Source organism: Klebsiella sp. KE9456, from assembly GCF_043832615.1.
GTDB classification, from domain to species: domain Bacteria; phylum Pseudomonadota; class Gammaproteobacteria; order Enterobacterales; family Enterobacteriaceae; genus Klebsiella; species Klebsiella indica.
This window is the reverse complement of the sequence record NZ_JBDYQK010000033.1, coordinates 1-25,861: the sequence shown is the minus strand read 5'-3', so window position 1 is coordinate 25,861 and position 25,861 is coordinate 1. Positions and strand designations below refer to the sequence as shown.

Below are 25,861 nucleotides of genomic sequence, written 5' to 3'. Positions count from 1 at the left end.
TAACCGCTTACCCCACCAGCATCCACGTGGCTGGTAGGGCGGCAACCAGTAAAAAAATAATGAGTGCCAGATCACGGCGTTTTAGCGAACGCTCGTACTGGTGAGTACGACGGGCGTACAGGAAAACCAGTAGACCCGGAGCGTAAAGTATCACCGACAAAAGCAAATGCACAGGGCCAGATGCATATAATAACCATACGCCATAAATACCGGCCCCAACGCCTACCGCCTTATGTAGCGGGCGTTCGGCAATCTTCAGCAGAAAGGCGCCGACAAGGAAATAAGGCACCAGAATCATCTCGGAGGCGATGGTAAGCAGCGTGTTATAATCGGCGCCGGTTAGCCAGATCAACACCAAACAAACCTGCACGCTGATGTTGGTCAGCCAGAGTGAAGCTGATGGCGCGTTATTTTTATTGTGGCTGGCGAAGAGGCGCGGGAAAGCTTTATGCGTCGCCGCCAGATAAGGGACCTCCGCCGCCATAATCGTCCAGCTCAGATAAGCGCCGCAGACGGAGATAATCAACCCGGCAGCGATAACAATTTCCCCCCAGCGTCCCATCATGTTGACCATCAATCCAGCCATCGACGGGTTGCGGATTTCCGCCAGTTCACTGCGAGGCATGACGCCCAGCGAGAGCAGGGTCACCAGCAGATAGACCGTCAATGCCGACAGCACCGCCAGCAGCGTCGCGCGGCCTACGTCCCGTTTATTCCGGGCCCGTGCGGAAACGACGACCGCGCCTTCGACGCCGATAAAAACCCACAGGGTGATCAACATGGTATTTTTCACCTGTTCCCACACCGGTACGCCCAGCGCCAGTCCGCTAAAATCCAGACGGAATGTCTCTGTGCGAAAGGCGATAGCAGCTAATACGACAAACGCGCCAAGAGGTAGTAGCTTGGCAAGGGTCGCCGCCAGGTTGATACTTGCCGCAGTTTGTACGCCGCGCAAAATCAGAAAGTGCACGATCCACAGCAACACCGATGCGCCGACGATTGACTGCCAGGTGTTACCTTCGCCAAACAGGCGCAGTTCCGGGGTATCGGTAAAGAAACTTAGCGCGGAGAAAACGATAACCAGATAGGAGACATTGGCGATAACCGCACACAGCCAGTAACCCCAGGCGGAACAGAAGCCAATCAGTTCGCCAAAGCCTTCCCGGGCATAGGTAAAAATGCCGCCGTCGAGTTCGGGACGAATGCGCGTAAGCAGCAGCATGGCAAAGGCGAGGAACAGAATCCCCAGGCCGGTGATGCTCCAGCCGATAAGCAACGCCGACGGACTGGCTACGGCGGCCATGTTTTGCGGCAAACTGAATACACCAGCACCCAGCATTGAACTAAGTACCAATGCGGTCAGGGCACTCAGGCCCAGTTTCTTTTCCATTGTCTTCCTGAAATGCTGAATTGCAGACTCAGCGTCTGGCCCATCTGGGCGGGTTCACTTACCGTTTTGGCCCAGGGCAGCGATAAGAATATTTATTTTGCAAAATCGCATAAAAATGGATGATTTCGCTGAGGTGCGGGATTTTACGAAGTGTTTTGTACGCATGCAATGGAGGAAGCGAAAAAAAGCGAAGCAGTGGCATTTACCGGCATCGTGCAGAAGTGTCTACCGTGGGGTGTGAACGAAAAATAAGGCGCTTTCGGTTATGTGAAGGCGCCTTATGCAACCCAATAAGGTTTATTTGTACAGATCGGCGCTGATGGTGATGTTGCCGCCGCGCTCCTGCCACTGACGGGTAATGTGATAATATTTCGCGCCTTTTTTAGCGGCGCGTTTCGCCGTCTGGTAGGAGATTTCCGTCATATTGCCGTAGTTGCCGGTGAACTTGATACTGTCGAAAGGAATCATCTGCGCGGCGGTGATTTTGTTCACTTCTTCGATTTTAGTGCCATCCGGAAGCGTGACAGTGTAACGCCCACCTTTGGAAGACTGGGTTTCAAAAAAGCGACCGACGCCAGTACCCGCGCCGACGGATGCTGACGTGGCGACTCCGGGGATTTCCACTTTTTTCGCTGCTGCACCACCTTCGGCCAGCGCGGCGCGCCCGGCCTGGGAATCAGCGGGGATAGCATCCGGGCTTTGCAGGACACGTTTTTTGGCATCAGCTTTATAAATATAGGCGGTGATACGCTGGTTGCCGCCGTCGTTTGCATCAATCTGGCGCACAATAAAGAAAGAGGCCGCGCCTTTGGCTTTAGCCGCTTTGGAGATGGCGTCGTTGACTTCCGGCTGGCTGCGGTAGAAGCCCTGAACGGTGACGGTATCGAAAGGCTCCAGTTCAACGGCCTGAACTTTCGGTAATTCCATTACGCCATTGATAATACGATTTTTCGGCGCGTCGGCCTGTGGGGCATTTTGTTTATAAAAATCGGCCGTTACGCGTAAGTTGCCGCCGCTGCCAAAATCAGACGTATCGACAACATAAAAGGACGCAGCGCCTTCTTTGTCTGCTTTACGGGAAACGGCCTGCACCGCGTTGCCGATGGAGTTAAAGCGGCCTGTGATTTCCACGCGCTGATAGGGCTTCAGCGCAGCCGCTTGCTCCGGCGTCAGCTCGATCGCCGCATGGGCAGATATCGCGGTCGTAGCCAGAAGGGCAGACGCCAGGAGTGAGTTCTTAAGCTTCATAAAAATAATCCTTTGCCTTGCGCAAACCATGTACTGGTGTTGTTGTTGACTGAAAACATTTGATTATTGCATTTATCGCGCGTGACTGTCTGCGTCAATTTTATGTCGCCGCCCGAAACGTACAAGGACGAAATATAACATTTCCCGATATGTTGAAAAAACAGCCGCTTGAGCAGCAAAATCGATAATCGATATGACTTTAATAAGTTAATGTAATGTTAATGCAATGATCTTGATGGCGATAAATGGTGAATTACCCCCTCAGCTAAGCGAATTATCAGGTACAGGAATAAAAATAAGGCAAATATTGCTGTCTGACACGGTTAGTCGTGCGTTTTGCCAATAAAATCAAAATTTCTGTTTTATCGCTGTAGATCACAATCGGTATTTTCAGTAGGTTATAAAAAGTTTGTTACTGTTTCATTTTTCAGACATATGTCGGAGGGAGCATGTCCTTTGCCCCTTCGACAGTTGGTTGTAAGAAAAGCAAACCATCATCAAAAACCGATGGAAGGGAAAACTATGCGTATTGGTGTACCAAGAGAGAAACTAGCCCTGGAGACCCGGGCCGCCGCCACGCCGAAGACGGTGGAGCAGTTGCTGAAACTCGGGTTTAGCGTCGTCGTTGAGAGCGGCGCCGGTAAACTGGCCAGTTTCGACGACGAAGCCTTTGTTCAGGCTGGCGCGGAAATCGTTAACGGCAATGATGTGTGGCAGTCAGACGTCATTCTGAAAGTTAACGCGCCTGAAGACGATGAAATCCAACTGCTTAATCCCGGCACGACGCTCATCAGTTTTATCTGGCCTGCGCAAAACTCGCAGCTGATGGAAAAACTGGCGGCGCGTAACATTAACGTGATGGCGATGGACTCGGTGCCGCGTATTTCTCGTGCTCAGTCGCTGGATGCGTTGAGTTCGATGGCCAACATCGCCGGTTATCGCGCAATTGTTGAAGCCGCGCATGAATTTGGTCGCTTCTTTACCGGGCAAATCACCGCGGCAGGGAAAGTCCCTCCTGCGAAGGTGATGGTTATCGGGGCCGGGGTTGCGGGTCTCGCGGCCATCGGCGCGGCGAATAGCCTCGGCGCGATCGTTCGTGCTTTTGACACCCGTCCGGAAGTCAAAGAGCAGGTGCAGAGTATGGGCGCCGAGTTCCTTGAACTGGACTTTAAAGAGGAAGCCGGCAGCGGTGACGGTTATGCCAAAGTGATGTCTGAAGCCTTTATCAAGGCGGAGATGGAGCTGTTCGCCGCGCAGGCGAAAGACGTCGATATTATCGTCACCACGGCGCTGATTCCGGGTAAACCGGCACCGAAGCTGATTACCCGAGAAATGGTCGACACCATGAAGTCCGGTAGCGTGGTTGTTGATCTGGCGTCGCAAAACGGCGGCAACTGCGAATACACCGTGCCGGGTCAGGTCGTCACCACCGACAATGGCGTGAAGATTATCGGTTATACCGATCTGCCGGGGCGCTTACCGACTCAATCATCTCAATTGTACGGGACCAACCTGGTTAACCTGCTTAAACTGCTGTGCAAAGAGAAAGACGGCAATATCGTGATCGATTTTGATGATGTCGTTATTCGGGGCGTTACCGTTATTCGCGAGGGTGAAATCACCTGGCCTGCACCACCGATTCAGGTGTCCGCTCAGCCGCAGGCGGCCGCGAAGAAAGTGGAAGCGCCGGTGGAAGAAGCAAAACCCGGTTCGCCGTGGCGTAAATATGCGCTGATGGCGCTGGCGATTATTCTGTTTGGCTGGCTGGCCAGCGTGGCGCCGAAAGAGTTCCTTGGCCACTTTACCGTTTTTGCGCTCGCTTGTGTGGTCGGTTACTACGTGGTGTGGAACGTTTCTCATGCATTGCACACGCCGCTGATGTCGGTAACTAATGCGATTTCCGGCATCATTGTGGTCGGTGCATTACTACAGATAGGTCATGGCGGCTGGGTTAGCGCCCTGAGCTTTATCGCGGTGCTGATCGCCAGCATTAATATTTTTGGTGGTTTCACCGTCACTCAGCGCATGCTGAAAATGTTCCGCAAAGGATAAGGGGTAACAAATGTCTGGTGGATTAGTTACAGCTGCATACATTGTTGCCGCGATTCTGTTTATTTTTAGCCTTGCAGGGCTTTCCAAACACGAGACCTCTCAGCAGGGTAATTACTTCGGGATCGCCGGGATGGCGATTGCGCTGGTGGCGACCATTTTGGGGCCGGACAGCAGCAACATCGCGTGGATTCTGTTGGCGATGGTGATCGGCGGCGCAATTGGTATTCGTCTGGCGAAGAAGGTTGAAATGACCGAAATGCCGGAGCTGGTGGCAATCCTGCACAGCTTCGTCGGTCTGGCGGCGGTGCTGGTGGGCTTTAACAGCTACTTGCAGCATGAAACGGGTATGGAACAGATTCTGGTCAATATTCATCTGACCGAAGTGTTCCTCGGTATCTTCATCGGCGCGGTCACTTTTACCGGTTCCGTTGTGGCGTTTGGTAAGCTGTGCGGCAAACTCTCCTCTAAGCCGCTGATGCTGCCGAACCGTCATAAGCTGAACCTGGCGGCGCTGGTCGTTTCCTTCCTGCTGCTGGTGGTGTTTGTGCGTACCGACAGTGTGGCGATGCAGGCAATTTGCCTGTTGGTGATGACCGTTATCGCGCTGGCGTTTGGCTGGCATCTGGTGGCCTCAATCGGCGGTGCGGATATGCCGGTCGTCGTTTCAATGCTGAACTCATACTCTGGCTGGGCCGCGGCGGCGGCAGGTTTTATGCTCAGCAACGACCTGCTGATCGTTACCGGTGCGCTGGTCGGTTCTTCCGGTGCAATTCTGTCATACATTATGTGTAAGGCGATGAACCGTTCGTTCATTAGCGTTATTGCCGGTGGTTTCGGCAGCGACGGTACGTCTTCATCGTCTGATGAAGAAGTAGGGGAGCATCGTGAAATCAGCGCAGAAGAAACTGCGGAGATGCTGAAAAACTCCCAGTCGGTGATCATCACGCCAGGCTATGGTATGGCGGTGGCCCAGGCGCAGTATCCGGTTGCCGATATCACGGAGAAATTACGCGCGCGTGGGATCAAGGTGCGTTTCGGTATTCATCCGGTTGCCGGGCGTTTGCCAGGCCATATGAACGTACTGCTGGCGGAAGCGAAAGTTCCGTACGATATCGTGCTGGAAATGGACGAAATTAACGACGATTTCGCTGATACCGACACCGTGCTGGTTATCGGCGCTAACGACACGGTCAACCCGGCTGCCCAGGACGATCCACACAGCCCGATCGCCGGCATGCCGGTTCTCGAAGTGTGGAAAGCGCAGAATGTGATTGTGTTTAAGCGTTCGATGAATACGGGCTATGCAGGTGTACAGAACCCGCTGTTCTTTAAAGAGAATACCCAGATGCTGTTTGGCGATGCCAAAGCCAGCGTCGATGCGATTCTGAAAGCGTTGTAAGACAACACGTTTAAAACCTTTGCTTCTTAAGCCGTCTCTTCTGAGACGGCTTTTTTATATGTGTGATGTCGTTATCATTTGCTCATAAAATAGCCAGTCAGGCGTGTTATAATAAATCAGTTTTTCATCCAACCAGAGGATATTATGGATACCGAGTTAACCCCCACGCAACTGGCCATCGAATTTCTGCGTCGTGACCCTGCTGCTTTGACCCCCGCGCAGTATCTGAAAAAGCTGAAAGTACTGGAACTTGAGTTCGCTGATTTAATGGCGCTCTCAGCCCTGGAGCTTAGAGAAGAGATCGATCACGCATGGCGGTTAGGTATCCACTAACGTTTTACGTTACCGATGTTTGTTGTGATGTCAGGGGCCGAAAGGCCCTTTATTTTTGCCAGAAATATAAAACGACTGGGCCTGAATGGTGCTGTATATAATTTTCACGACTCCTGTCGCCGCAGATTTATTGCTGGCCTACCGCGGGGGAGCATATCAGGAAGCCGGCGAGGGTGCAGGCGCGCATCCTGGGACAGGCGCTGGATCGGATAAAGCGACGTGAAGCGGTTCACGCCGCAAAACTATCAATTAACGCTCCCTTCAGGCCCATAAGGCGCGGTTAAGTCATTGCGAATGGCTTAACCGCGCGGCGGAAGACACGAAGTAAACGCCGGGCTAATCATCTTCTTCGTCATCCAGCTCCACTGGCGTCTGGTACTGATCCGGCTTCAGCGCCAGCAGGTCGCAGCGCAGGTGGTCGATAACCTGTTCAGCAGTATTGCCGAGGAAGGCCGCCGACAGTCCTGTACGACCAATCGTCCCCAACACAACGATACCTGCCTGCAAATGCTCCGACAGATCGGGGATCACCTCTTCAGGTAAGCCTTTTTCAACGTGGGTACGGTTTTCATCAATGCCGAATTTCTGCCGTAACGCCTTCATTGCCAGCAGATGCTGGCCACGGATGGCATCGTTATATACGCTGGGGTCAAAATCAGGGAGTTCAATGGCGATGTTGATTGGCGTTACCGGATACGCGCTAACCAAATGCACTTCGGTATGATTAACCTGTTCCGCCAGTTCGATCGTCTCTCTTACCAGCTTTTCATTAAGCGCATCATGATAGTTCTCTTCGCTGGCAAGGTTGACCGCGACCAGCGCTTTACCCCCTTCCGGCCATGGCTGATCTTTGACCATCCATACCGGGCATGGGCATTTGCGCAGCAGATGCCAGTCGGTGGGCGTGAATATCACGGCTTCCAGTTTGTCGTGCTGATGCGCCATCTTCAGGACTAAATCATGCTTATCGCTGATGATTTCCTGAATAATGGCCTCGAAAGGACGGTTATGCCACACGACCTTAATATCAATGGGGACGCCGGACTCAATATAAAATTTGGCCTGTTCACGGATCCAGGCAGTACGCTGCCCGATGACGCCCTGGCGCATCGCTGTACGCTCGTCCGGAGACAGCAGGGTGGTCATTTCATAAGAAAAATCATAGATCGGCAAAAAGGCTTTGATGCGTCCACCAATCCGTTGGTGCAGATACACCGCACGCCGCAATGCAGGCTGATCGTCCTGATTGGGGTCGATGACTACCAGCATGTTTTGATACTTCGCCATACAGGGGCTCCTTACAACTGTCACCACAGTCTGTTATTAAAAGATAACCTATATGGATGGAATGAAACAGAGGATGAACCAGGTCAGATCAACAAATTAGAAAAAATTCGCGATCTGACCGGGAAACGGAAGGGTTATCAGGCGACGTTACGAGCCTGGCCAGCAAGTTGCGCCAGCAGGTCACTATTTTCGATGGTGATGTATTTCCCTTTCACCGCCAGCATGCCGCTTTTCTGGAAACGCCCCAGCAGGCGACTGATGGTTTCAACCGTCAGACCCAGATAGTTGCCAATATCGCCGCGGGTCATCGTGAGGCGGAATTCACGCGGGGAAAAGCCGCGCTGGGCGAAACGACGAGACAGGTTGTAGATAAAGGCCGCCAGACGCTCTTCTGCGTTCTTTTTGGAAAGCAGCAGAATCATATCCTGATCGCCTTTAATTTCGCCGCTCATGAGACGCATCATCTGCTGACGCAAATTGGGCATTTTGCCAGAAAGATCGTCCAGCGTTTCGAACGGAATTTCGCAGACCATTGAGGTTTCCAGCGCCTGGGCAAAGCTCGGATGATGACCGGTGCCGATGGCGTCAAAGCCAACCAGATCGCCTGCCAGATGGAAACCGGTGATTTGCTCATCGCCCTGTTCGGTGATGGTGTAGCTTTTAATGGTGCCAGAACGAATTGCATACAGCGATTTCAGCTCATCACCAGCTTTGAATAAGGTCTGTCCTTTCTGGATCGGCTTTTTTCGCTCAATGATGTTATCAAGCTGATCAAGCTCATGCTCGTTCAGAGTGAAAGGGATGCAAAGCTGGCTAATACTGCAATCCTGGCAATGGATTGCACAACCACCAGACTGAATGCGTCGTATAATTCGCTTTTCCGGGATCATAAGTCTGCTCAGGCTTTAATTGATATTAGTCAATTTTAACATCTTTTTGATGAGCAGGTAAGTCCAGAACGTCTCAAAGACGCAATATTAGGAGGGGAAATCAATGATTAATCCTAACAGCTTGTTTAAAAATGAGTTATCTGAGTAATTTTAATTGTAAAATTACCAAAAGATTCCAGAAAAAGCATTTATGCTCAAAGGAGCAAATAGCCCTCGTGGCGCAATAACCACTCTTTTCGCTGTACGCCGCCGGCGTATCCGGTCATTGTGCCATTACGCCCGATCACCCGATGGCAGGGCACCACAATACTAACAGGGTTCGCGCCATTAGCTGCGCCAACCGCACGCGCCGCGCCGGGACGCCCCAGGGCTTCAGCAAGCTGGCCGTAGTGCATCACCTGACCACAGGGGATTGTGCGCAGCGTGTTCCAGACGTCCCGTTGAAACGGCGTACCTGCCGTGGCGGTGGGGAGTGTGTCGATGACACGCAGATCCCCCGCGAAATAATCGGCGAGTTTGCTGCTTAACCCACCAGGATTCACGGCGGAAGTACGTCGATATCCCTCACTGCGATAGTGTAGATCCAGCAGTTGTGCCATGCGGTCGCTATGTTCTTCCCATTCCACGGCGCGTAAGTGGTACTGCTCATCACAAATCACCCACAGTGGCCCCAGCGGGGTGTCGATTTTGTCCTGCAACAGCGTCAGCATCGGTATTCCTTCATTGAGACTCTATTCGGCAATAGGCCACAATATCACGGCGTTATGTCGGCAAACTATACTGCTAAAAGGTTATTGAATAATAAATACAAGCCGAAACGTGACGTAACTGAACCGTTAACGCAGTCCCTTGTTAAATATTCGGTGGCCGTCCCTGACCGATGATGACGTTAATGTAATCGTGGATAAATACCGGGGCCGATAGGCAGTCCCATCAGGTACCACCCCACCAGAAGCAGCAGCCAGACGGCTAAGAAAATCAGCGGATAGGGTAATATCAGCGAGTAGTAAGTGCCCAGTTTGGCATCAGGTCGGTAACGCTGCAAAAAACCGAGGAACAACGGTATAAAAGGCGATACTGGCGCGAGCGGTAACACTGACGAATCAGCAATGCGGAACAGGATCTGCGCAAATGCCGGGTGAAAGCCCAGCAGCATAAACATCGGCACGAAGATTGGCGCCAGAATTGACCAGATTGCCGAACCACTGGCGATGAACATACATAAAAATGCCGACAGCAATGCAAGACCGAGAAACGCCGGTATTCCGTTCATTCCGGTGCTCTGCAGAATGTCTGTTAAGCCGACAGCGATGAATTTGCCCATGTTACTCCAGTTGAACATGGCGACGAACTGGGCCAGCGGAAAGACCATGACGATAAACCCCGCCATCTCTTTCATCGGTTCAATCATTAACTGCGGCAGATCGGCCTGACGGCGAATTTTGCCCGTGGCGATACCGTAAGCTAATGACACGACAAAGAAGAAAAAGATAATCAGCGGTACGATGCTTTTTATAAATGGCGAGGGCATCACGGTGTGCGTGACAGGATCGCGCAGGATACCGTTTTCTGGTACTACCATCAGCGCGATAACCGCCACAAAGAGCAGTGCGGCAATGCCCGCGACACGCAAACCGAAGTGTTGCTCTGCCGTTAACGTCTGCAGCGTTTCATCGCTTTTTCCATGCCACTTTCCCAGACGCGGCTCGATCAACTTATCAGTGACCAGTCCGCCGACCAGCGTCAGGACAATGACTGAGGTCGCCATAAAATACCAGTTATCGATAACGCTGACGTGTAGCGAGGCATCGAGCGTTTTTGCCGCTTCGGTACTGATGCCAGAGAGCAGGACGTCGGTGGTAACGATCAGTAAATTAGCGGTAAACCCGCAGCCGACGCCTGCGATCGCCGCCAGCAGACCCGCCACCGGATGGCGGCCCACGGCGAGAAACATCAGCGCGCCAAGCGGCGGCATAATCACCAGCGCCGCATCGGACGAGATATGGCTGAAAAAGGCGATAAACAGCACCATATAGCTGGCGTAGCGCGCGCTGACATGGGATGACATCTTCACCATCAGCGAGGGTAGCATACCTACGCGTTCGGCAAACCCGGCGCCGAGCACCAGCGCCAGAATCGCGCCCAGCGGTGCAAAGCCGCTGAAGTTTTTAATCACATTCGGCAAAAACCAGTGCAGACCTTCAACGCTGAGCAGATTCTTTACCATCACCCTCGAACCATCGGCAGGATTCTGCACGCCGACATCCAGCGCGGAAAGTATTGCGGTGGCGGTCATCAGCACCACAATCAGGTAAATAAAAAGCAAAAACGGATGCGGGACTTTATTCCCTATTTTTTCAACCCAGCCATACAGCTTACCGCTGGGGCCAGGCGAGGGTATGGATGACATACTCATGGACGTTCCTCTGTTATCGATGTTGTGTTAGTTGCGTTGCGAACCCAGGTTCTGTCGGCGGTTATTTTTGTTGGCGACTGCCGTCATGCCGTACAAAATCCAGTCGGGTTGTTGCTTGTTTTTTATGTTGTTATTTTAAAACCGATGGTATGACGTCTTGTGGGATCGGGCACTGGTAGGGGGTGTCGACCAGTGCCTGAGCCAGCTCTTGCTGACTGCTTTCCAGTAACGGCTTATCGCTGAACAAACGGATCGCCGTTGCGCCCAGAACTTTACCGGCCAGCAGCATCCCTTTATGGGCGACAGAGGTTCTCCCCTGGCTAACCAGTTGCCAGGAATGCAACGGCGTACCGATGGCGAAGCAGGGGCTAAAGCACTGGGCCACCGGCGCTTTCCAGCTGACATCGCCGACATCGGTCGAACCGGCAAGCACGTTATCCGTTGCAGCCCAGGGCGCGACTTCATCAATCAGCAGCGTATGGCGGTGACGGCGGGCAAAGGCTTTACCCTCTTCACCGCCGGTGTGCGCAATATTTGTCAGGCTGTTATTGATATCGCTGGCGCTGAGCGTGGCGCGGATTTTGCTGGCGAAGGCGCGTTCTTCATCACTCCACTGCGGCGTACCGTAATGGCTCAGCGCCTGATACATTGCGGCTTCCAGCGTACGGTTAGGCAGGTAACTGGAACAGGCTTTTTCAATGCGACAACTGACGTGAGTTTCAGTCATCAGGGCGGCCCCCTGAGCGATCTTTTCAATACGGGAGAAAATTTGCCGAACATCGGCCATTTCCGGCGCCCGGATTAAATACAGCACTTCAGCCTGCGCCTGCACAACGTTAGGCGATACCCCGCCGGTATCGGTGATGGCGTAATGCACCCGCGCTTTTTCGATAATGTGTTCGTTGAGAAAGTTGCTCCCCGTGGTCATCAGGGTTACAGCATCCAGCGCGCTGCGGCCAAGATGGGGTGAGTTTGCCGCATGTGCCGCCGTACCGGTGAAGCGCCACGCGGCTTGAATATTGGCGAGCGTGCTGGTGCTGAACATGCCAGCCCAGGCTTCCGGGTGCCAGGTCAGGGCGGCATCAATGTCGTCAAATAGCCCTTCCCGCACCATAAAGGTTTTCCCGGAGCCGCCTTCTTCACCTGGACAACCGTAGAAACGCAGGGTACCGCTGCCGCCCTGCTGTAGAAGCCAGTGTTTTGCCGCGATTGCGGCGGCGAACGCGGCGGTGCCCAGCAGGTTATGTCCGCAGCCGTGGCCGTTCTCTCCCGGTGTGACGGAGAACGGCTCAGCATGATGAGCACGCTGACTGAGCCCGGCCAGCGCGTCATATTCCCCAAGCAGGGCAATCACCGGTCTCCCCTGACCGATGCTGGCAATAAAAGCGTTGGGGATGCCGCCGGCATTGCGGGTCAACTGGAAGCCTTCAGCTTCCAGCGCCGTGGCGAGCCGCCCGGCAGACCAGAACTCCTGGAATCGGGTTTCCGGATGATCCCAGATATCATCGGCGATCGCGCAAAAATCCGCGCGCCGCGCTTCAATTACCTCATCGACAAATGGATAGATTTTTTCCATCACACGCCTCGCTGCCAGGGAAAATTGAGCGCGACCCGCGCCAGCGTCTCGACCGCTATCGTCATGACGCTTTCGTCGAAATCAAATTTTTCATTGTGGTGACCGGCGCTTAATTCGGTGCCGAAAATCATGTAGGAGGCAAGTCCACCGCGTTCCTGTACCCGCGCCATCATTAGCGTGGCGTCTTCAGATCCTGCCGGTGCGGCAATGCGATCGACGGCATGTTCAACGCCCGGCACTTGAGACGCCTGTTCACGCAGGTAGCGCACCCATGCCGGAGAGGGGGAACTGGTGGTCGCGGCGCCCATTAGCCGAAGTTCGTAGCGTGCGTCGTACATCGCCGCAGCACCGGCGATAACGCTTTGCGCGCGCGCAAATACATACTGATTAATGGCTTCTGTTTCGCCGCGGGTTTCAACTTTCAGCAATGCGGAAGACGGAACGATGTTACGCCCGGTACCGGCCTGCAGGACGCCGACGTTCACTCTGGAAGCGCCTGCGCTGTGGGGCGCAATGGCATGCAGACCCAGTGCGGCCTGTGCGGCGGCAAGAAGGGCGTTGCGACCCTCCTCCGGTTTACCGCCTGCATGGGCCGCCACGCCGCTAAACTGCACGTCGAATTTTGTGGTGGCCATAAAGTTATCCCCACCGCAGACCACGGTACCGGTGGGGACGCCAGTGCCAATATGAATGGCGGTGAAGTAGTCCACATCATCAAGTACGCCCGCGGCGACCATAGCGCGCGCGCCGCGGGTTCCTTCCTCTGCTGGCTGGAAAATCAGCTTGATCACACCGTGGAGCTGCGCCGCGTAGTGTTTCAGCACGCAGGCCAGCCCTAATCCAATGGCGGTATGGCCATCATGACCGCAGGCGTGCATCATACCTGGGTTGCAGGAGGCAAAATTATCACGATGCGGACGATGGTTATCGTCGTGTTGCTCGTTCAGGTCGAGCGCATCCATATCGACGCGAAATGCCAGCGTCGGACCGGGACGCCCGGTATCGAGGGTCGCGACGACGCCAGCGAATCCGCCTTCAAACGCGGTCAGCCAGGGCTCGGGCGCCCCCTGTTCACGAGCGCGTTGCCAGGCCTGCGCCAGCGTCGTGTCATCGGGAAGCCCCATACGGCTTTCGGCATCAATGACATCGCGACCGAGCGCCAGTTGATAACCGTATTGGTCTACTCTCTCGGCGACCATGCTGGCGGTACGGAACTCCAGCCAGCCGGATTCGGCGTGCAGGTGAAAATCACGACGCCATTGCGTCATTTGCGGCGCCAACTGGCTGATGAATTCATGAAGTTGCGGCATAACCTTTCCTGTCATAATAAAAAAGTGTGACGGCGCTCAATTAGTGATAGTTTTCATTTATCACCGCCGTCTTTCTGGCGATTTCTCCATTAACCTGCCACAGCATGATGTATTACAGTAGATGTCATTTTCTTTTCTCTGATAAACATTGGTTATCATTCAGGCATGGCATTTCAGATCAAATTTCATCAAATTCGCGCCTTCGTGGCGGTCGCCCGCGTGGGAAGTATTCGTGCCGCCAGTCGGGCGCTGGAGATCTCGCAGCCAGCGCTGACCAAAGCGATTAAAGAGCTGGAAGAGGGGCTTTCCGCACAGTTATTTGTGCGCCGTCGCCAGGGGGTGGCGCTGACTGAAAATGGCGAAAGTTTTTACCAGCATGCGAGTCTGATCCTTGAAGAGATGCGAGTGGCGCAGGAAGAGCTGTTGCAGCGGCAGGGGGAGCAGGCCGGGCAAATTAATATCGGCCTTGGCGCCAGCGTCGCGCGTTCGCTGATGCCATCGGTGATTTGCCGTTTTCATCAGCGCCATCCGCTGGTGAAAGTGCGGATCATGGAAGGGCAGTTGCTGGCGATGATCAATGAACTGCGTCAGGGTGAGCTTGATTTCACTATCAACACCTATTATCCCGGCCCTTACGATCATGAGTTCAGCTTTGAAAAACTGTTTGAGAAACCGTTTGCGGTATTTGCCCGCAGTGGGCATCCCGCAATCGGGGCGTCCTCACTGGCTGAACTGCTCGATCACCACTGGACGATGCCGACGCCGCGCGGCAGCTACTTTAAGCAACTGCAGGATCTGTTTAACCAGACGGGACAGATACCACAGGTTGATATCGTCTGCGAGACCTTCTCTTCATGTATTAGCCTGGTGGTGAAGAGCGATTTCCTCAGTATTTTGCCGCTGGAGTTAGGCAACGATCCGATGATGGCGGATAAGCTGGTCATGATCCCGATCCGCGAGGTATTGCCAAAGGCGACCTATTATCTCATCCAGCGACGGGATACACGACAAACGCCGTTAACGGCCTCGTTAATTACCCAGTTTCGACGTCAAAGCCGTCAGTTATTTCCCTGAGCGCCGCGACGGGTCTGTTTCTCAACCGTTGTCGCTAAACGGATTGTGAGCAAACGTCGTCGCGGCTATAGTAACTCCCGGTAGTCGCTGGAGCAGGAGGAACGCATATGAACCTTGACGACAAATCCTTATTTCTTGGCGCCATGGAGGACGTTCAGCCTCTGAAACGTAATAACGACGTTCACTGGTCTCCTGTGCGCAATCGTCGCACTGTGCAGCGAATTGATCCCCTGCAGCTCGATAATTTTCTGACCACCGGTTATCTCGACATTGTGCCGCTGGCGACCGCGCTGGAGTTTAAACGGGAAGGTCTGCAAAGCGGAGTGCTGGAGAAACTCCAGCGCGGCAAGTACAGCCAGCAGGCAAGCCTTAATCTGCTGCGCCAGCCGGTCGAAAAGTGTCGACAAATGCTGTTCGCTTTTGTGGTCCAGGCGCAAAAAGAAGGGTTGCGCAATCTGCTGATCGTTCACGGCAAAGGGCGCGAAGACAACGCCCATGCCAATATTATTCGCAGTTACCTCGCTCGTTGGCTGGTGGAACTCCCGGAAGTACAGGCGTTCTGCGCGGCATTGCCGCATCACGGCGGTAACGGCGCCTGTTATGTGGCGCTGCGGAAATCGGCCGAGGCAAAGCAAGAAAACTGGGAGCGTCACGCTAAACATAGCCGCTAACGCATCAGCAGGGTTAACTCCCGGGCGGCTTTCTGTAATTCGGGTAAGACCCGCTCCACCATCTCGTGCGCTGATACCTGCCCGGCATGCACGCCGACGTTCAGCGCCGCCTGGATTTGCCCCTGCGGGTTAAACAGCGGTACCGCCAGCGAACGCAGTCCCATCTCCAGTTCCTGATCGTTAAGCGCATAGCCCTGCTGATGAATGCGCTTAAGTTCCGCGCGCAGCTTTGCCACCGAATCGACGGTTTGCGGGGTATAGCGGATCATCGTTACCCGGCCCAGCATATCATTCAGTTTCTCCTCCGGCTGGTGGCTCAGCAGTACGCGCCCCATAGAGGTCGCCCAGGCGGGCAGACGGCTGCCGATGTCCAGATCGATGGTCATTATTCGTGAACTCGACGCGCGGGCAATATACAGAATATCGTCGCCATCAAGCGTGGCAATGGAGCAGGATTCATTGAGCATTTCGCTTAAATGTTTCAGCACCGGCTGTGCCGAACGCGCCAGCGGGGTTGATGCCAGCCAGGCGTGGCCGAGTGACAGAATGCGCGGACGTAGCTGAAAGTTTTTGCCATCTTCGGCATAGACAAACCCCAGTTTGCTCAGCGTGTACAGGCAGCGGCGCACCGCCGCGCGCGGGATACCGGTCTTTTGACTGATTTGTGAAATGGAGAGCAGCGGACGCTGCGGCGTAAACGCCTGGATCACTTCCAGCCCGCGCGCCAGCGACGCCATGAAGTTCGGATCGCCCTTAAACGGTTCGCTATCGCCCGTCAGTAAATCGCCTGGATGTTTCGCCATTTTCGTCTCCGTATTTGCCGCCGATCACATTCTTTCGCTAAAGATACACGATGTTCGATTATCGCACCATATTTCGATTATCGCCCTTGACCGGCATCGTTAAGCGGGTCACATTTTGTGCGAACAACGAATAAAAGTGCGATTACCGCACATACAGGAGCGACCTGATGATTGATAAAAGCGTGTCGACATTATGTGATGCCATTGCCGGGATCCACGATGGCGCGACCATTATGATTGGTGGTTTTGGCCCTGCCGGTCAGCCGACATACCTGATAGATGCCCTGATAGAACAGGGAGCCCGCGACTTAACCATTATCAACAACAATGCGGGTAATGGCGAAGTCGGCCTTGCGGCGCTGCTGAAAGCCGGGCGGGTGCGCAAAATGATCTGCTCTTTCCCGCGTCAGGTCGACTCACAGATTTTTGACGACCTGTATCGTCGCGGCAAAGTGGCGTTGGAACTGGTCCCGCAGGGCAATCTCGCCGCGCGTATTCAGGCGGCAGGCGCGGGGCTTGGCGGGATATTTACCCCCACCGGTTACGGGACGCCGCTGGCTGAGGGCAAAGAAACCCGCCAGATCGATGGCCGTCATTACGTTCTCGAATATCCGATCAAAGCCGATTTCGCGTTAATTAAAGCCTATCAGGCAGACCGCTGGGGCAACCTGGTTTATCGCAAAGCGGCGCGTAACTTCGGCCCGATTATGGCCACTGCCGCCAGAACCACCATTGTTGAAGTTTCGCACCTGGTGGCTCTGGGCGATCTCGACCCGGAAAGCATCATCACGCCGGGCATTTTTGTCCAGCGCGTCTATTCCCTGGAAAACCTGAATGCCGCTAAAAGCGCCTGAGGAGCCCGTAATGCAAAAACTCACTCGCGATGAGATGGCCCAGCGTGTGGCCCGTGATATTCCTGAAGGCGCTTACGTCAATCTGGGGATCGGTTTACCGACCCGTATCGCCAACTATCTCCCGGCCGATAAGGAGATCTTCCTGCACAGTGAAAACGGTCTGCTGGGGATGGGGGCGGAACCGTTGCCGGGGGAAGAGGACCCGGATCTGATTAACGCCGGGAAAGAGTATGTGACTCTGCTCAAGGGCGGCTGCTATTTCCATCATGGCGACTCCTTCGCCATGATGCGCGGCGGTCATCTTGATATCTGCGTTCTTGGGGCCTACCAGGTTTCCGCCAGCGGCGATCTGGCGAACTGGAGCACCGGCGCGCCCGATGCGATACCCGCGGTCGGCGGCGCGATGGATCTGGCCATCGGCGCCCGTCAGGTGTTTGTGATGATGGATCATCTCACTCGCAACGGCGAATGTAAGCTGGTGGAGCACTGCACTTACCCGTTGACCGGCGTTCGCTGCGTAAGCCGTATCTATACCGATCTGGCGGTGATCGATATCAGCGAAAATGGCCCGGTGGTGCGGGAAATCTTTAACGGCCTCTCTTTTGAGGAACTGCAGCGTATCACCCCGGTGGCGCTGACCTTTGAACAACTGGCGGAAATCGCATAAGGAACCTAAGATGAATCAGGCGTTTATCTGTGATGCGGTACGTACGCCGTTCGGCCGTTTTGGCGGCACTCTGGCGACCGTACGCGCCGACGATCTCGCTGCGCTGCCGCTCAACGCGCTACTGGAACGCAACCCAGGCCTCGATCCGACACGTATTGATGATGTGATTTACGGTTGTGCTAACCAGGCCGGGGAAGATAACCGTAATGTCGCCCGCATGGCGTTGCTGCTGGCAGGGCTGCCGGATAGCGTGCCGGGCAGTACCGTGAACCGCCTGTGTGGTTCCAGTCTTGATGCGATCGGCATTGCTGCGCGGGCGATTAAAAGCGGTGAAACTCAACTGATGATCGCCGGCGGCGTCGAAAGCATGTCGCGTGCGCCCTTTGTGACGGGCAAAGCCGAAAGCGCTTTTAGCCGTACAATGCGGATGGAAGATACCACCATCGGCTGGCGCTTTATCAACCCGCAGATGAAAGCGCTGTATGGGGTGGATTCCATGCCGGAAACAGCGGAAAACGTGGCGGACGATTTTGCTATTTCGCGCGCGGACCAGGATGCCTTTGCGCTGCGTAGCCAGCAGCGTACGGCGGCGGCGCAGGAGGCCGGGCGTTTTGCCGACGAGCTAATCGCCGTTTCGGTTCCGCAGCGTAAGGGCGACGCGTTGCTTTTTACCCGCGATGAGCATCCGCGCAGCACTTCGGCGGAAGCGCTGGCGAAGCTACGTGGAGTCGTCCGCGCCGACGGCACGGTGACGGCGGGTAATGCGTCCGGGGTAAACGACGGCGCCTGTGCGCTGCTGTTAGCCAGCGAACAGGCGCTGGCGGCGAATGATTTACAACCGCTGGCGCGCGTAGTTGGCGTCGCGACGGCAGGGGTGGCGCCGCGTATTATGGGGTTTGGCCCGGCACCGGCGGTTCGCAAGGTACTGGCGCAAACCGGGCTGACCCTTGGTCAAATGGATGTCATTGAACTGAATGAAGCCTTTGCCGCTCAGGCGCTGGCGGTGATGCGCGATCTGGGGCTGCCCGATGATGCGGCGCAGGTGAACCCTAATGGTGGCGCAATTGCGCTCGGTCACCCGCTGGGGGCTTCAGGCGGCCGTCTGGCGATGACCGCGGCATATCAGCTACGTCGTACCGGCGGGCGCTATGCGCTGTGCACCATGTGTATCGGCGTCGGTCAGGGGATCGCGCTGATTATTGAACGCGTTTAAGGAGCCGGAATGAGTTTGTTGACCCCGATGATGCGCACCAGTCCGTTGACCGCCTGGTTCAGCGATGCGCAGCGGGTACAGGGAATGCTGGATTTTGAAGCCGCGCTTGCCCGCGCGCAGGCTGAGTGCGGGCTGGTGCCGCAGGCGGCGCTAAACCCTATTCTCGAAGCGTGTCGGCACCAGCAAATCGACTTTGAGGCGTTAGGGCAGGCTGCTGCCAGTGCGGGCAACCTTGCCATTCCGCTGGTAAAACAGCTTACCGCGCGGGTTAAGGCGCAGGATGACGCGGCGGCGCGTTATGTCCACTGGGGAGCCACCAGCCAGGATGTGATTGATAGCGGTTTTATTCTGCAACTGCGCGGGGCGCTGGCAGACACGGAGGCGTTATTACAGCGCCTGCTCGATGCTTTAGCCAGCCAGGCCGAACGTTATCGGGGCTCGGTGATGCCCGGACGGACCTGGATGCAGCATGCGCTGCCGGTAACTTTTGGCCTCAAGCTGGCTGGGACCCTGGATGCGCTGCTACGCTGGCAAGTCCGTTTGCGTGAGATGCGCTCGCGGGTGCTGGTGCTGCAATTTGGCGGCGCCGCGGGAACGCTGGATTCCCTCAAGACGCAGGCGCCGCAGGTTGCCGTCGCGCTGGCGAAAGCACTTAACCTGCCGCTTCCCGATACGCCGTGGCACAGCCAGCGCGATCGGTTGTTAGAAGTGGGGGCGTGGTACGCTGGCGTTTGCGGCACTCTCGGTAAATTCGCCAATGACTTCTCCCTGCTGATGCAAACCGAAGTCGCGGAAGTGGCCGAACCGATTGCCGAAGGGCGCGGCGGATCGTCCACGATGCCGCATAAACGCAATCCTGTCTCCTGCGCGGCGATTTTGACCGCCGCCCAACGCACGCCGGGGCTGGTGGCGACACTGTACGCCGCTCAGATTCAGCAGCACGAACGGGCGCTTGGCGGCTGGCAGGCGGAGTGGGAAACACTGCCTGAACTGATTACTTTGGTCGGCGGCGCACTGGCGCAGAGCGACGCGCTGGTGCGCGATATGCAGGTGTATCCGCATAAAATGCGCGCCGACCTGGATATCACTCATGGTCTGATTATGGCGGAAGCGGTGACGCTGGCGCTGGCGGAATTTACTGGCAAAGCCGAAGCCCATCGCCGCATTGAAGCCCTGTGTCGTCAGGCGCTGGATCAATCGTACTCACTATTAAGCGTGCTGGAAAACGATCCGCTGGTCAGTGAGCACCTTACCCCCAGCCGTTTAACGCAACTGCTGGATCCGGCAACGGCAACCGGCAGCGCTGAACGCTTCGTGCGCCAGGTTGTGGCGCGCTATAAGGAGCAACGTAATGAATGTTGATTATCAGATTGACGGGCCGGAAGACGGGCCGGTCATCGTACTGTCTAACTCGTTGGGTACTACCCGGGCGATGTGGCAGCCGCAGCTCGACGCCCTGACCCGGCATTTCCGCGTCCTGCGCTACGACACCCATGGTCATGGTGAAACGCGGAAAAACGGCAAAGTGACGCTGGCGCAGCTTGGGGAAGATGTGATTGCGCTGCTCGATCATCTTAATATCGACAAAGCCTGGTTCTGCGGGATTTCGATGGGCGGATTGACCGGCCTGTGGCTGGGGCGCTTTGCGCCAGAGCGTTTTTACGGTCTGGCTGTTGCTAATACTGCGGCGCGGATCGGTGACCAGGCGGGCTGGCTGTCGCGTGCCCGGGCGGTTCGTCAGGAAGGCATGGATGTGGTCGCCGCAGGCGCAGCCGATCGCTGGTTTACCCGCCAGTTTCGCCAGCAAGCTCCGGACGTGGTGGAAGCCCTATGCCACCAGTTAACCCGCAGCGACGCTGAAGGTTACGCGGCCTGCTGTGAAGCGCTGGCTGCTGCCGATCTGCGCGGCGAGGTGGCGCAGATTCCTGTACCGGTATTGATTATTGCCGGTGAAAGTGACCCTGTCACTACTGTGGACGATGCGCGTTTCCTGCAACAACAGATCCCTGTCGCTGAAATAACGGTACTGGCGGCGTCGCATTTATCCAACATTGAAGCGCCGGAGGCGTTCAGCGCCGCGCTGTTGTCTTTTATTCAGGGGGCGCGGGATGGACGATAAACAGCGTTATCAGCAGGGTATGTCGGTGCGGCGCAAGGTTCTCGGCGACCGCCATGTCGATAAAACTCTGCAAAAACTGACGCCGCTTAATGAAGAGTTTCAGGATTTTATCACCCGCTACGCCTGGGGAGAAACCTGGACCCGTCCGGGACTGGATCACCATACCCGTAGCATGATCACCATCGCCATGCTGATTGCCCTGAACCGCGAAGCTGAGCTGAAAATGCACCTGCGCGCGGCGTTTAATAACGGCGTCACGCGCGATGAGCTAAAAGAGCTGATTATGCACGCCGCGCTATACTGCGGCCTGCCTGCCGCTAATGCCACGATGCACCTGGCGCAGCAGGTTTTTGATGAGAGGGAAGGATAAATCCCCGGTAGTCTATTTCACCCCACCGGGGATCGCACGTTAGTTTACCGAGGCCGGACGCGCGTCAGCGTTCGGCGCTTCAGCATCAACCTCCGCATTTTGTCGGCGTAGTGCCAGCAGCCGACAGATCTCCGCATGTTTCTCTTCAGTGAAGGTAAAACGGGACATACAAAGCAGGCGAATTAACGACCCGATGGCCGGAAGAAGGCAGATTCCGAAGAACAGTCCGGTGAGTACGCTGTCGCTCTGGCTTTGTGCTTGCGGAATGTAGCCTATCATGGTTAGCCAGATGCCAATCAGGCCGCCGCCGACGGCGACAGACATTTTGCCGGTAAACGTCTGGCCAGAGAAGGTGATGGCCGCACAGCGGCGATGAGTGTGGTATTCGGCGTATTCGATGGTATCAGCAATCATTGATGACGTCAGGATGTTGCTCATCATGACAAACAGTGTACTCAGACCAAGTAGCAGGAACAGTATTGCCACATGCTGGTAACCGATAAACCACATCAGCAAACGAACGAGGATATCCAGCGCGCAAAGGATCATAAACAGGCGGCGTTTCTGCATATGTCGGGTGAGAAGCGGGGCAATCAGGCAGAGCACGGCGGCAACAATTCCCATTATGCCGATCGCCATTTGCAGGCTGGCATCACCCAGGTTATAGATAAAGAAGTAGATGTAAATGCCGTTGGCGACATTGTGAAAAACGCAAAAGAAAAACGACAGCAGAATAATAAACAGTGGCTTATTGCGGCGCAGGTTGCGGAAGGTATCTCGCATTGTGACTTTTTCCGGGCTGGGCGGCACGCGCTCCTTAATCTGCATAAATCCGTTTAGCATCAGCGGCAACCCCACCATCATCATCACCAGTGCGGCCATAAAATAGCCTTTGTCATTGCTGTACTGGGCGAAAAAGGCCGCCAGTTTGGGGAAGAATATATTTGCGCAGGCGATGCCCGCGTTCACCCCAAGCATCGCCGCGGTCACTGCGCGCGTACGCTGGCCGGAGTCGTTAGTCATCACGGATGACATCGACCAGAACGGAATGTCGGAAATAGCGTACAGAGTCCCCCATAAAATATAGGTAACGCCGGCATAGAGGATCTTTGTGGTGAGATCGGCTTCAATTTTGTAAAACGCCAGCAGGGTAACGCCGGTTATCAGCAGCGGGGCGATCAGCAGGAAGTGGCGAAACTTACCGAAGCGGCTGTTGAGCGTGTCCATAATGCTGGCGAAGAGCGGGTCGTGGATCGCATCCCATGCGCGGGCGATCAAAAAGATGGTGCTTGCCGCCAGGGCGGAGATCCCCAGCACGTCAGTATAAAAATAGTTAATAAATGAACCGACTAAGCCAAAACTAAAACACTGGCCTAAACCATAGCCAAAATAGGACCATAATTCACGAGAAGGTATTTTCATGGTGTGTTCCCTCAAGCGCCGACCATTGTAGGGCGGCGCATCTGTAGAGATATTGTTTTTATGCTTTATCTGAAGACAGGCCGATCCGGCTCAGTTTATGCACCAGCGCCATTTCGGCTTTGGAAAACGGAATGCCGTTTTCGTCAAATACATCGTGGAACCACAGACGGCAGTAGTCCGCCGAGTTTTTCATCACCACAGGCCACGGTAGCCAGGTCTGGGTTTTGCCGCGTACGAGTCCCCACTGGTAGGGGGCAACTTTGGCGGCGAACATCAGGGGGAGCTGTTCCTCTATCAGACTGCCAACATGACGTGCCAGCCATTCGGTGCAGAATAGCGGCCGCCCGAGTTGCTGTAGCTGGTGAATAATGGCGACCATCCGGGCAGTATTGGTGTAGGCGTGGAAGCTGATCACATCGGAGAGCGCCAGCGCCGTCTGGTCTAACGGGTGCTGATAGAAAACTTCATTTTCCATTTCTTCAGCTAATTTCCATACGCAGACGGTAAGCGGCTGCGTCGGATCCTCTTCCCGTACCCAACGAAATGCTTCCTGCATGAGCTGCAGGGCGTAATGCTCCAGTTTTTCGTCGTACAGTATTTCGACGGTGCCGGTTGAAAAAATGCCGCGATTGCCCGGTTCGTTATACAGATCCCAGAGCAGCACGCGACGGTCGTCGCGAAACTGGCGCACAATATCACGTAAATAGCGTTCGACTTCCGGCCAGGCGTTACGGTTACAGACGATTTCTCGTCCCGGGCTGGCGGCCGCCTGGCTGTTGTGTTTCCCGGGGACCGGCGCTTTTTGCGGCCCAAGATAGGGTTCATCGCCGGAGAATCCACAGTCGTCCATCAGCGTCAGCATTGTACGAAAGCCGTGTTTATCGGCCAGAGCCAGAAACTGGTCGATACGGGCAATCAATCCATCACGATCATGCTGCCAGACAATAAACGGCAGATTGATGCGCAGGGTGTTATAGCCGACGTTTGCCGCCCATCCGAGCTCACGGTCGATGGTCTGCGTATCGAAAGTGTCTGCCTGCCAGATATCGGTCCAGTTCACCGCCGTTGACGGAAGATAGTTAAAGCCGCATAGCCATCCCTGCTGCGCATACCACGATTGTGCTTCGTCTTGTGTCCACTGCTTTTTCATTGTTGCCTCAGTAGTTGATAATAATTAGCTAATAAATATTAGCTGGTGTAGTAATGAGCAAATCGCGAAATGAAAAAATGCGAAAATGGTCACAATACTGGCGGCATCAAGGTGAAGAAACGTGAGCGAGAGCGCAACTGAGGCAAACTGCGGTTATGATGTTGATTCCATGGGCAAAGGGAAGGGATGATGAAGCGTAAAACGAAAGTGACGATGAACGATATTGCCAGAACCGCAGGCGTTTCTCAGGCCACGGTATCGTTGGTGCTCAATCAGTCACGCAATATTAAACTCAGCGAAGAGACGCGCCAGAGGGTGATCGAAGTGGCGACGGCGCTGGGGTATGCCCGCTTGCCTGCGATCCACTCTCCGCGTAATCAAGAAGAGATCGCGCTGCTGATCGGATCATTGCAAAGCTATGATCCGTTTATTGATGCCATTAGCCAGGCTCGCGAAGCGGCATGGCGCAATGAAATCCTGTTGACGGTATATGAATATGGTGATGATGCGGAGCTGGCGCTCAACATAATCCGCCAACTGGAGAAACGTAACTGTGTGGGGATTATCCTGGCTTCGCCGGTGACCGCCGTTAGCGATATGTCTCAGTTTCGCGATTGTACTGAACTGCCTTTGGTGCTGCTTAACCAGCGGGACCCCGACTCGCCGTTGCTGCCGTCTTTTGTGCCGGATGATTACGCCAACGCCTTCCAGATGACGCGCCACCTGATTCATCAGGGCGCACGGCGCGTGGCGCATGTTACCGGTGAAGCATGGATGGATGCCACAAAGCAGCGTCTGGCAGGATGGCGTGCGGCGCTGGAGCAGGCGGAAATTACCGTATTGAATGAATGGGTTTGCGAAACTAACTGGCAGTTCAGTGAATCTTATCAGGCGACGCTAAAGCTGTTGGCGCTGGAAACACCACCTGATGCTATTTTTTGCGCCAGTGACTGGCTGACGATTGGCTGCTATCAGGCGCTGGCGAAGCAGGGCATAGTAATTCCCGACGATATTCTGGTGGCGGGTTACGACGATCAAAAAATTTCCGAACAGTTGACACCGCCATTAACCAGTATCCAGTTACCTTACAGCGAACTGGGGCGGCTTGCCGTGGAGTATTTGTGTAACGAAGAGGATGCGGCCACCCACGTAACGCTTGCCGGGCGGTTGAAAACGCGGAAATCGAGTTTGCGGGAATAGGGGATAAAGCAGGCCGCCATGTGGCGGCCCTGAGCGTCAGGCTAACCTGACGCTAACGTTGTGAACAACCTGCGCACTGCTTATTCTGGATCTGCTGGAAGAAGTCGTTACCTTTATCGTCTACCAGAATAAAGGCCGGGAAATTTTCCACTTCGATTTTCCAGATGGCTTCCATTCCCAGTTCCGGGTACGCCACGCACGCCAGGCTCTTAATGCTCTGCTGCGCCAGCACCGCTGCCGGGCCGCCGATGCTGCCGAGATAGAAACCGCCGTGTTTATGGCAGGCGTCAGTCACCTGCTGGCTGCGGTTGCCTTTGGCCAGCATCACCATGCTTGCACCGTGCGCCTGAAGCAGGTCCACATAGGAATCCATGCGCCCGGCGGTGGTCGGACCGAGCGAGCCGGAAGCATAACCCT

At 55.0% G+C, this 25,861-nt stretch carries 24 protein-coding genes; 12 read left to right on the top strand and 12 right to left on the bottom strand.

What is annotated here, in order from left to right; genetic code table 11:
- Positions 1 to 7 precede the first annotated feature (7 nt).
- Positions 8 to 1,390, bottom strand: coding sequence for an amino acid permease (locus tag ABK821_RS23185; protein WP_138358983.1), 1,383 nt, complete (start codon positions 1,388 to 1,390; stop codon positions 8 to 10).
- A gap of 297 nt (positions 1,391 to 1,687) precedes the next feature.
- Positions 1,688 to 2,638 carry a DUF1471 family protein YdgH gene (gene ydgH, locus ABK821_RS23180; protein WP_138358981.1) on the bottom strand — a complete coding sequence of 317 codons (951 nt, stop codon included), beginning with the start codon at positions 2,636 to 2,638 and terminating at the stop codon, positions 1,688 to 1,690.
- Between the two features lie 522 nt (positions 2,639 to 3,160).
- On the opposite strand from ydgH, the gene pntA reads away from it, so the two are divergent.
- From pntA to ABK821_RS23165, 3 genes are all read left to right on the top strand, one after another.
- Positions 3,161 to 4,690, top strand: coding sequence for a Re/Si-specific NAD(P)(+) transhydrogenase subunit alpha (gene pntA, locus ABK821_RS23175; RefSeq protein ID WP_343179006.1), 1,530 nt, complete (start codon positions 3,161 to 3,163; stop codon positions 4,688 to 4,690).
- Positions 4,691 to 4,700: 10 nt separating this feature from the next.
- Positions 4,701 to 6,089 (top strand): Re/Si-specific NAD(P)(+) transhydrogenase subunit beta, encoded by a 1,389-nt coding sequence (pntB, locus tag ABK821_RS23170; RefSeq protein ID WP_138358975.1) that lies wholly within the window; start codon positions 4,701 to 4,703, stop codon positions 6,087 to 6,089.
- A 144-nt stretch (positions 6,090 to 6,233) separates the two neighbouring features.
- Positions 6,234 to 6,422 carry a YdiH family protein gene (locus ABK821_RS23165; RefSeq protein WP_138358973.1) on the top strand — a complete coding sequence of 63 codons (189 nt, stop codon included), beginning with the start codon at positions 6,234 to 6,236 and terminating at the stop codon, positions 6,420 to 6,422.
- A 336-nt stretch (positions 6,423 to 6,758) separates the two neighbouring features.
- On the opposite strand, the gene uspE is transcribed toward ABK821_RS23165, so the two are convergent.
- From uspE to ABK821_RS23135, 6 genes are all read right to left on the bottom strand, one after another.
- Positions 6,759 to 7,709: a universal stress protein UspE gene (uspE, locus tag ABK821_RS23160; protein WP_138358971.1), complete on the bottom strand. Its 951-nt coding sequence runs from the start codon at positions 7,707 to 7,709 to the stop codon at positions 6,759 to 6,761.
- A gap of 137 nt (positions 7,710 to 7,846) precedes the next feature.
- Positions 7,847 to 8,599 (bottom strand): fumarate/nitrate reduction transcriptional regulator Fnr, encoded by a 753-nt coding sequence (gene fnr, locus ABK821_RS23155; protein ID WP_004102577.1) that lies wholly within the window; start codon positions 8,597 to 8,599, stop codon positions 7,847 to 7,849.
- 194 nt (positions 8,600 to 8,793) lie between these two features.
- Positions 8,794 to 9,309: a methylated-DNA--[protein]-cysteine S-methyltransferase gene (gene ogt, locus ABK821_RS23150; RefSeq protein WP_138358969.1), complete on the bottom strand. Its 516-nt coding sequence runs from the start codon at positions 9,307 to 9,309 to the stop codon at positions 8,794 to 8,796.
- 179 nt (positions 9,310 to 9,488) lie between these two features.
- On the bottom strand, positions 9,489 to 11,015 hold the full coding sequence (gene abgT / locus ABK821_RS23145) for a p-aminobenzoyl-glutamate transporter (RefSeq protein WP_343179007.1): 1,527 nt from the start codon (positions 11,013 to 11,015) through the stop codon (positions 9,489 to 9,491).
- A 130-nt stretch (positions 11,016 to 11,145) separates the two neighbouring features.
- Positions 11,146 to 12,591 carry a M20 family metallopeptidase gene (locus ABK821_RS23140; protein ID WP_308564985.1) on the bottom strand — a complete coding sequence of 482 codons (1,446 nt, stop codon included), beginning with the start codon at positions 12,589 to 12,591 and terminating at the stop codon, positions 11,146 to 11,148.
- Positions 12,591 to 13,901 (bottom strand): M20 family metallo-hydrolase, encoded by a 1,311-nt coding sequence (locus ABK821_RS23135; protein WP_343179008.1) that lies wholly within the window; start codon positions 13,899 to 13,901, stop codon positions 12,591 to 12,593. The genes ABK821_RS23140 and ABK821_RS23135 overlap by 1 nt, the downstream gene beginning before the upstream one ends.
- Before the next feature lie 165 nt (positions 13,902 to 14,066).
- Between ABK821_RS23135 and ABK821_RS23130 the strand changes: the two genes are divergently transcribed.
- Both ABK821_RS23130 and smrA read left to right on the top strand, forming a co-directional pair.
- A complete protein-coding gene (locus tag ABK821_RS23130) occupies positions 14,067 to 14,975 on the top strand; it encodes a LysR family transcriptional regulator (protein WP_142501355.1) in 909 nt (302 codons plus the stop codon).
- 107 nt (positions 14,976 to 15,082) lie between these two features.
- Positions 15,083 to 15,646: a DNA endonuclease SmrA gene (smrA, locus tag ABK821_RS23125; protein WP_343179009.1), complete on the top strand. Its 564-nt coding sequence runs from the start codon at positions 15,083 to 15,085 to the stop codon at positions 15,644 to 15,646.
- On the opposite strand, the gene ABK821_RS23120 is transcribed toward smrA, so the two are convergent.
- Positions 15,643 to 16,449 carry an IclR family transcriptional regulator C-terminal domain-containing protein gene (locus ABK821_RS23120; protein ID WP_138358957.1) on the bottom strand — a complete coding sequence of 269 codons (807 nt, stop codon included), beginning with the start codon at positions 16,447 to 16,449 and terminating at the stop codon, positions 15,643 to 15,645. The genes smrA and ABK821_RS23120 overlap by 4 nt on opposite strands.
- 167 nt (positions 16,450 to 16,616) lie before the next feature.
- Between ABK821_RS23120 and ABK821_RS23115 the strand changes: the two genes are divergently transcribed.
- Genes ABK821_RS23115 through pcaC form a run of 6 tightly spaced genes read left to right on the top strand, consistent with a single transcriptional unit; the run spans position 16,617 to position 21,672 of the window.
- A complete protein-coding gene (locus tag ABK821_RS23115) occupies positions 16,617 to 17,303 on the top strand; it encodes a 3-oxoacid CoA-transferase subunit A (RefSeq protein ID WP_138358955.1) in 687 nt (228 codons plus the stop codon).
- Between the two features lie 10 nt (positions 17,304 to 17,313).
- The gene (locus tag ABK821_RS23110) at positions 17,314 to 17,970 is read left to right on the top strand and encodes a 3-oxoacid CoA-transferase subunit B (protein ID WP_343179010.1); all 657 of its coding nucleotides are present in this window, start codon (positions 17,314 to 17,316) and stop codon (positions 17,968 to 17,970) included.
- Between the two features lie 10 nt (positions 17,971 to 17,980).
- The gene (pcaF, locus tag ABK821_RS23105) at positions 17,981 to 19,183 is read left to right on the top strand and encodes a 3-oxoadipyl-CoA thiolase (RefSeq protein ID WP_138358951.1); all 1,203 of its coding nucleotides are present in this window, start codon (positions 17,981 to 17,983) and stop codon (positions 19,181 to 19,183) included.
- A gap of 9 nt (positions 19,184 to 19,192) precedes the next feature.
- A complete protein-coding gene (locus ABK821_RS23100) occupies positions 19,193 to 20,545 on the top strand; it encodes a 3-carboxy-cis,cis-muconate cycloisomerase (protein ID WP_308564972.1) in 1,353 nt (450 codons plus the stop codon).
- Complete coding sequence (gene pcaD / locus ABK821_RS23095) at positions 20,535 to 21,302, top strand: 3-oxoadipate enol-lactonase (RefSeq protein ID WP_142501354.1); 768 nt, start codon at positions 20,535 to 20,537, stop codon at positions 21,300 to 21,302. The genes ABK821_RS23100 and pcaD overlap by 11 nt, the downstream gene beginning before the upstream one ends.
- A complete protein-coding gene (pcaC, locus tag ABK821_RS23090) occupies positions 21,292 to 21,672 on the top strand; it encodes a 4-carboxymuconolactone decarboxylase (RefSeq protein ID WP_395034174.1) in 381 nt (126 codons plus the stop codon). The genes pcaD and pcaC overlap by 11 nt, the downstream gene beginning before the upstream one ends.
- Positions 21,673 to 21,711: 39 nt before the next feature.
- Here the strand turns inward: pcaC and ABK821_RS23085 are convergent, their stop codons facing one another.
- Positions 21,712 to 23,094, bottom strand: coding sequence for an MFS transporter (locus ABK821_RS23085; protein ID WP_138358943.1), 1,383 nt, complete (start codon positions 23,092 to 23,094; stop codon positions 21,712 to 21,714).
- 58 nt (positions 23,095 to 23,152) lie between these two features.
- Positions 23,153 to 24,244 (bottom strand): cellulase family glycosylhydrolase, encoded by a 1,092-nt coding sequence (locus ABK821_RS23080; protein WP_308564967.1) that lies wholly within the window; start codon positions 24,242 to 24,244, stop codon positions 23,153 to 23,155.
- A gap of 189 nt (positions 24,245 to 24,433) precedes the next feature.
- Between ABK821_RS23080 and ABK821_RS23075 the strand changes: the two genes are divergently transcribed.
- On the top strand, positions 24,434 to 25,444 hold the full coding sequence (locus ABK821_RS23075) for a LacI family DNA-binding transcriptional regulator (RefSeq protein ID WP_395034173.1): 1,011 nt from the start codon (positions 24,434 to 24,436) through the stop codon (positions 25,442 to 25,444).
- Between the two features lie 52 nt (positions 25,445 to 25,496).
- On the opposite strand, the gene ABK821_RS23070 is transcribed toward ABK821_RS23075, so the two are convergent.
- Positions 25,497 to 25,861, bottom strand: a 365-nt coding sequence (locus ABK821_RS23070; RefSeq protein ID WP_308564964.1) for a fumarate hydratase C-terminal domain-containing protein, incomplete at its 5' end; no start/stop codon positions are given.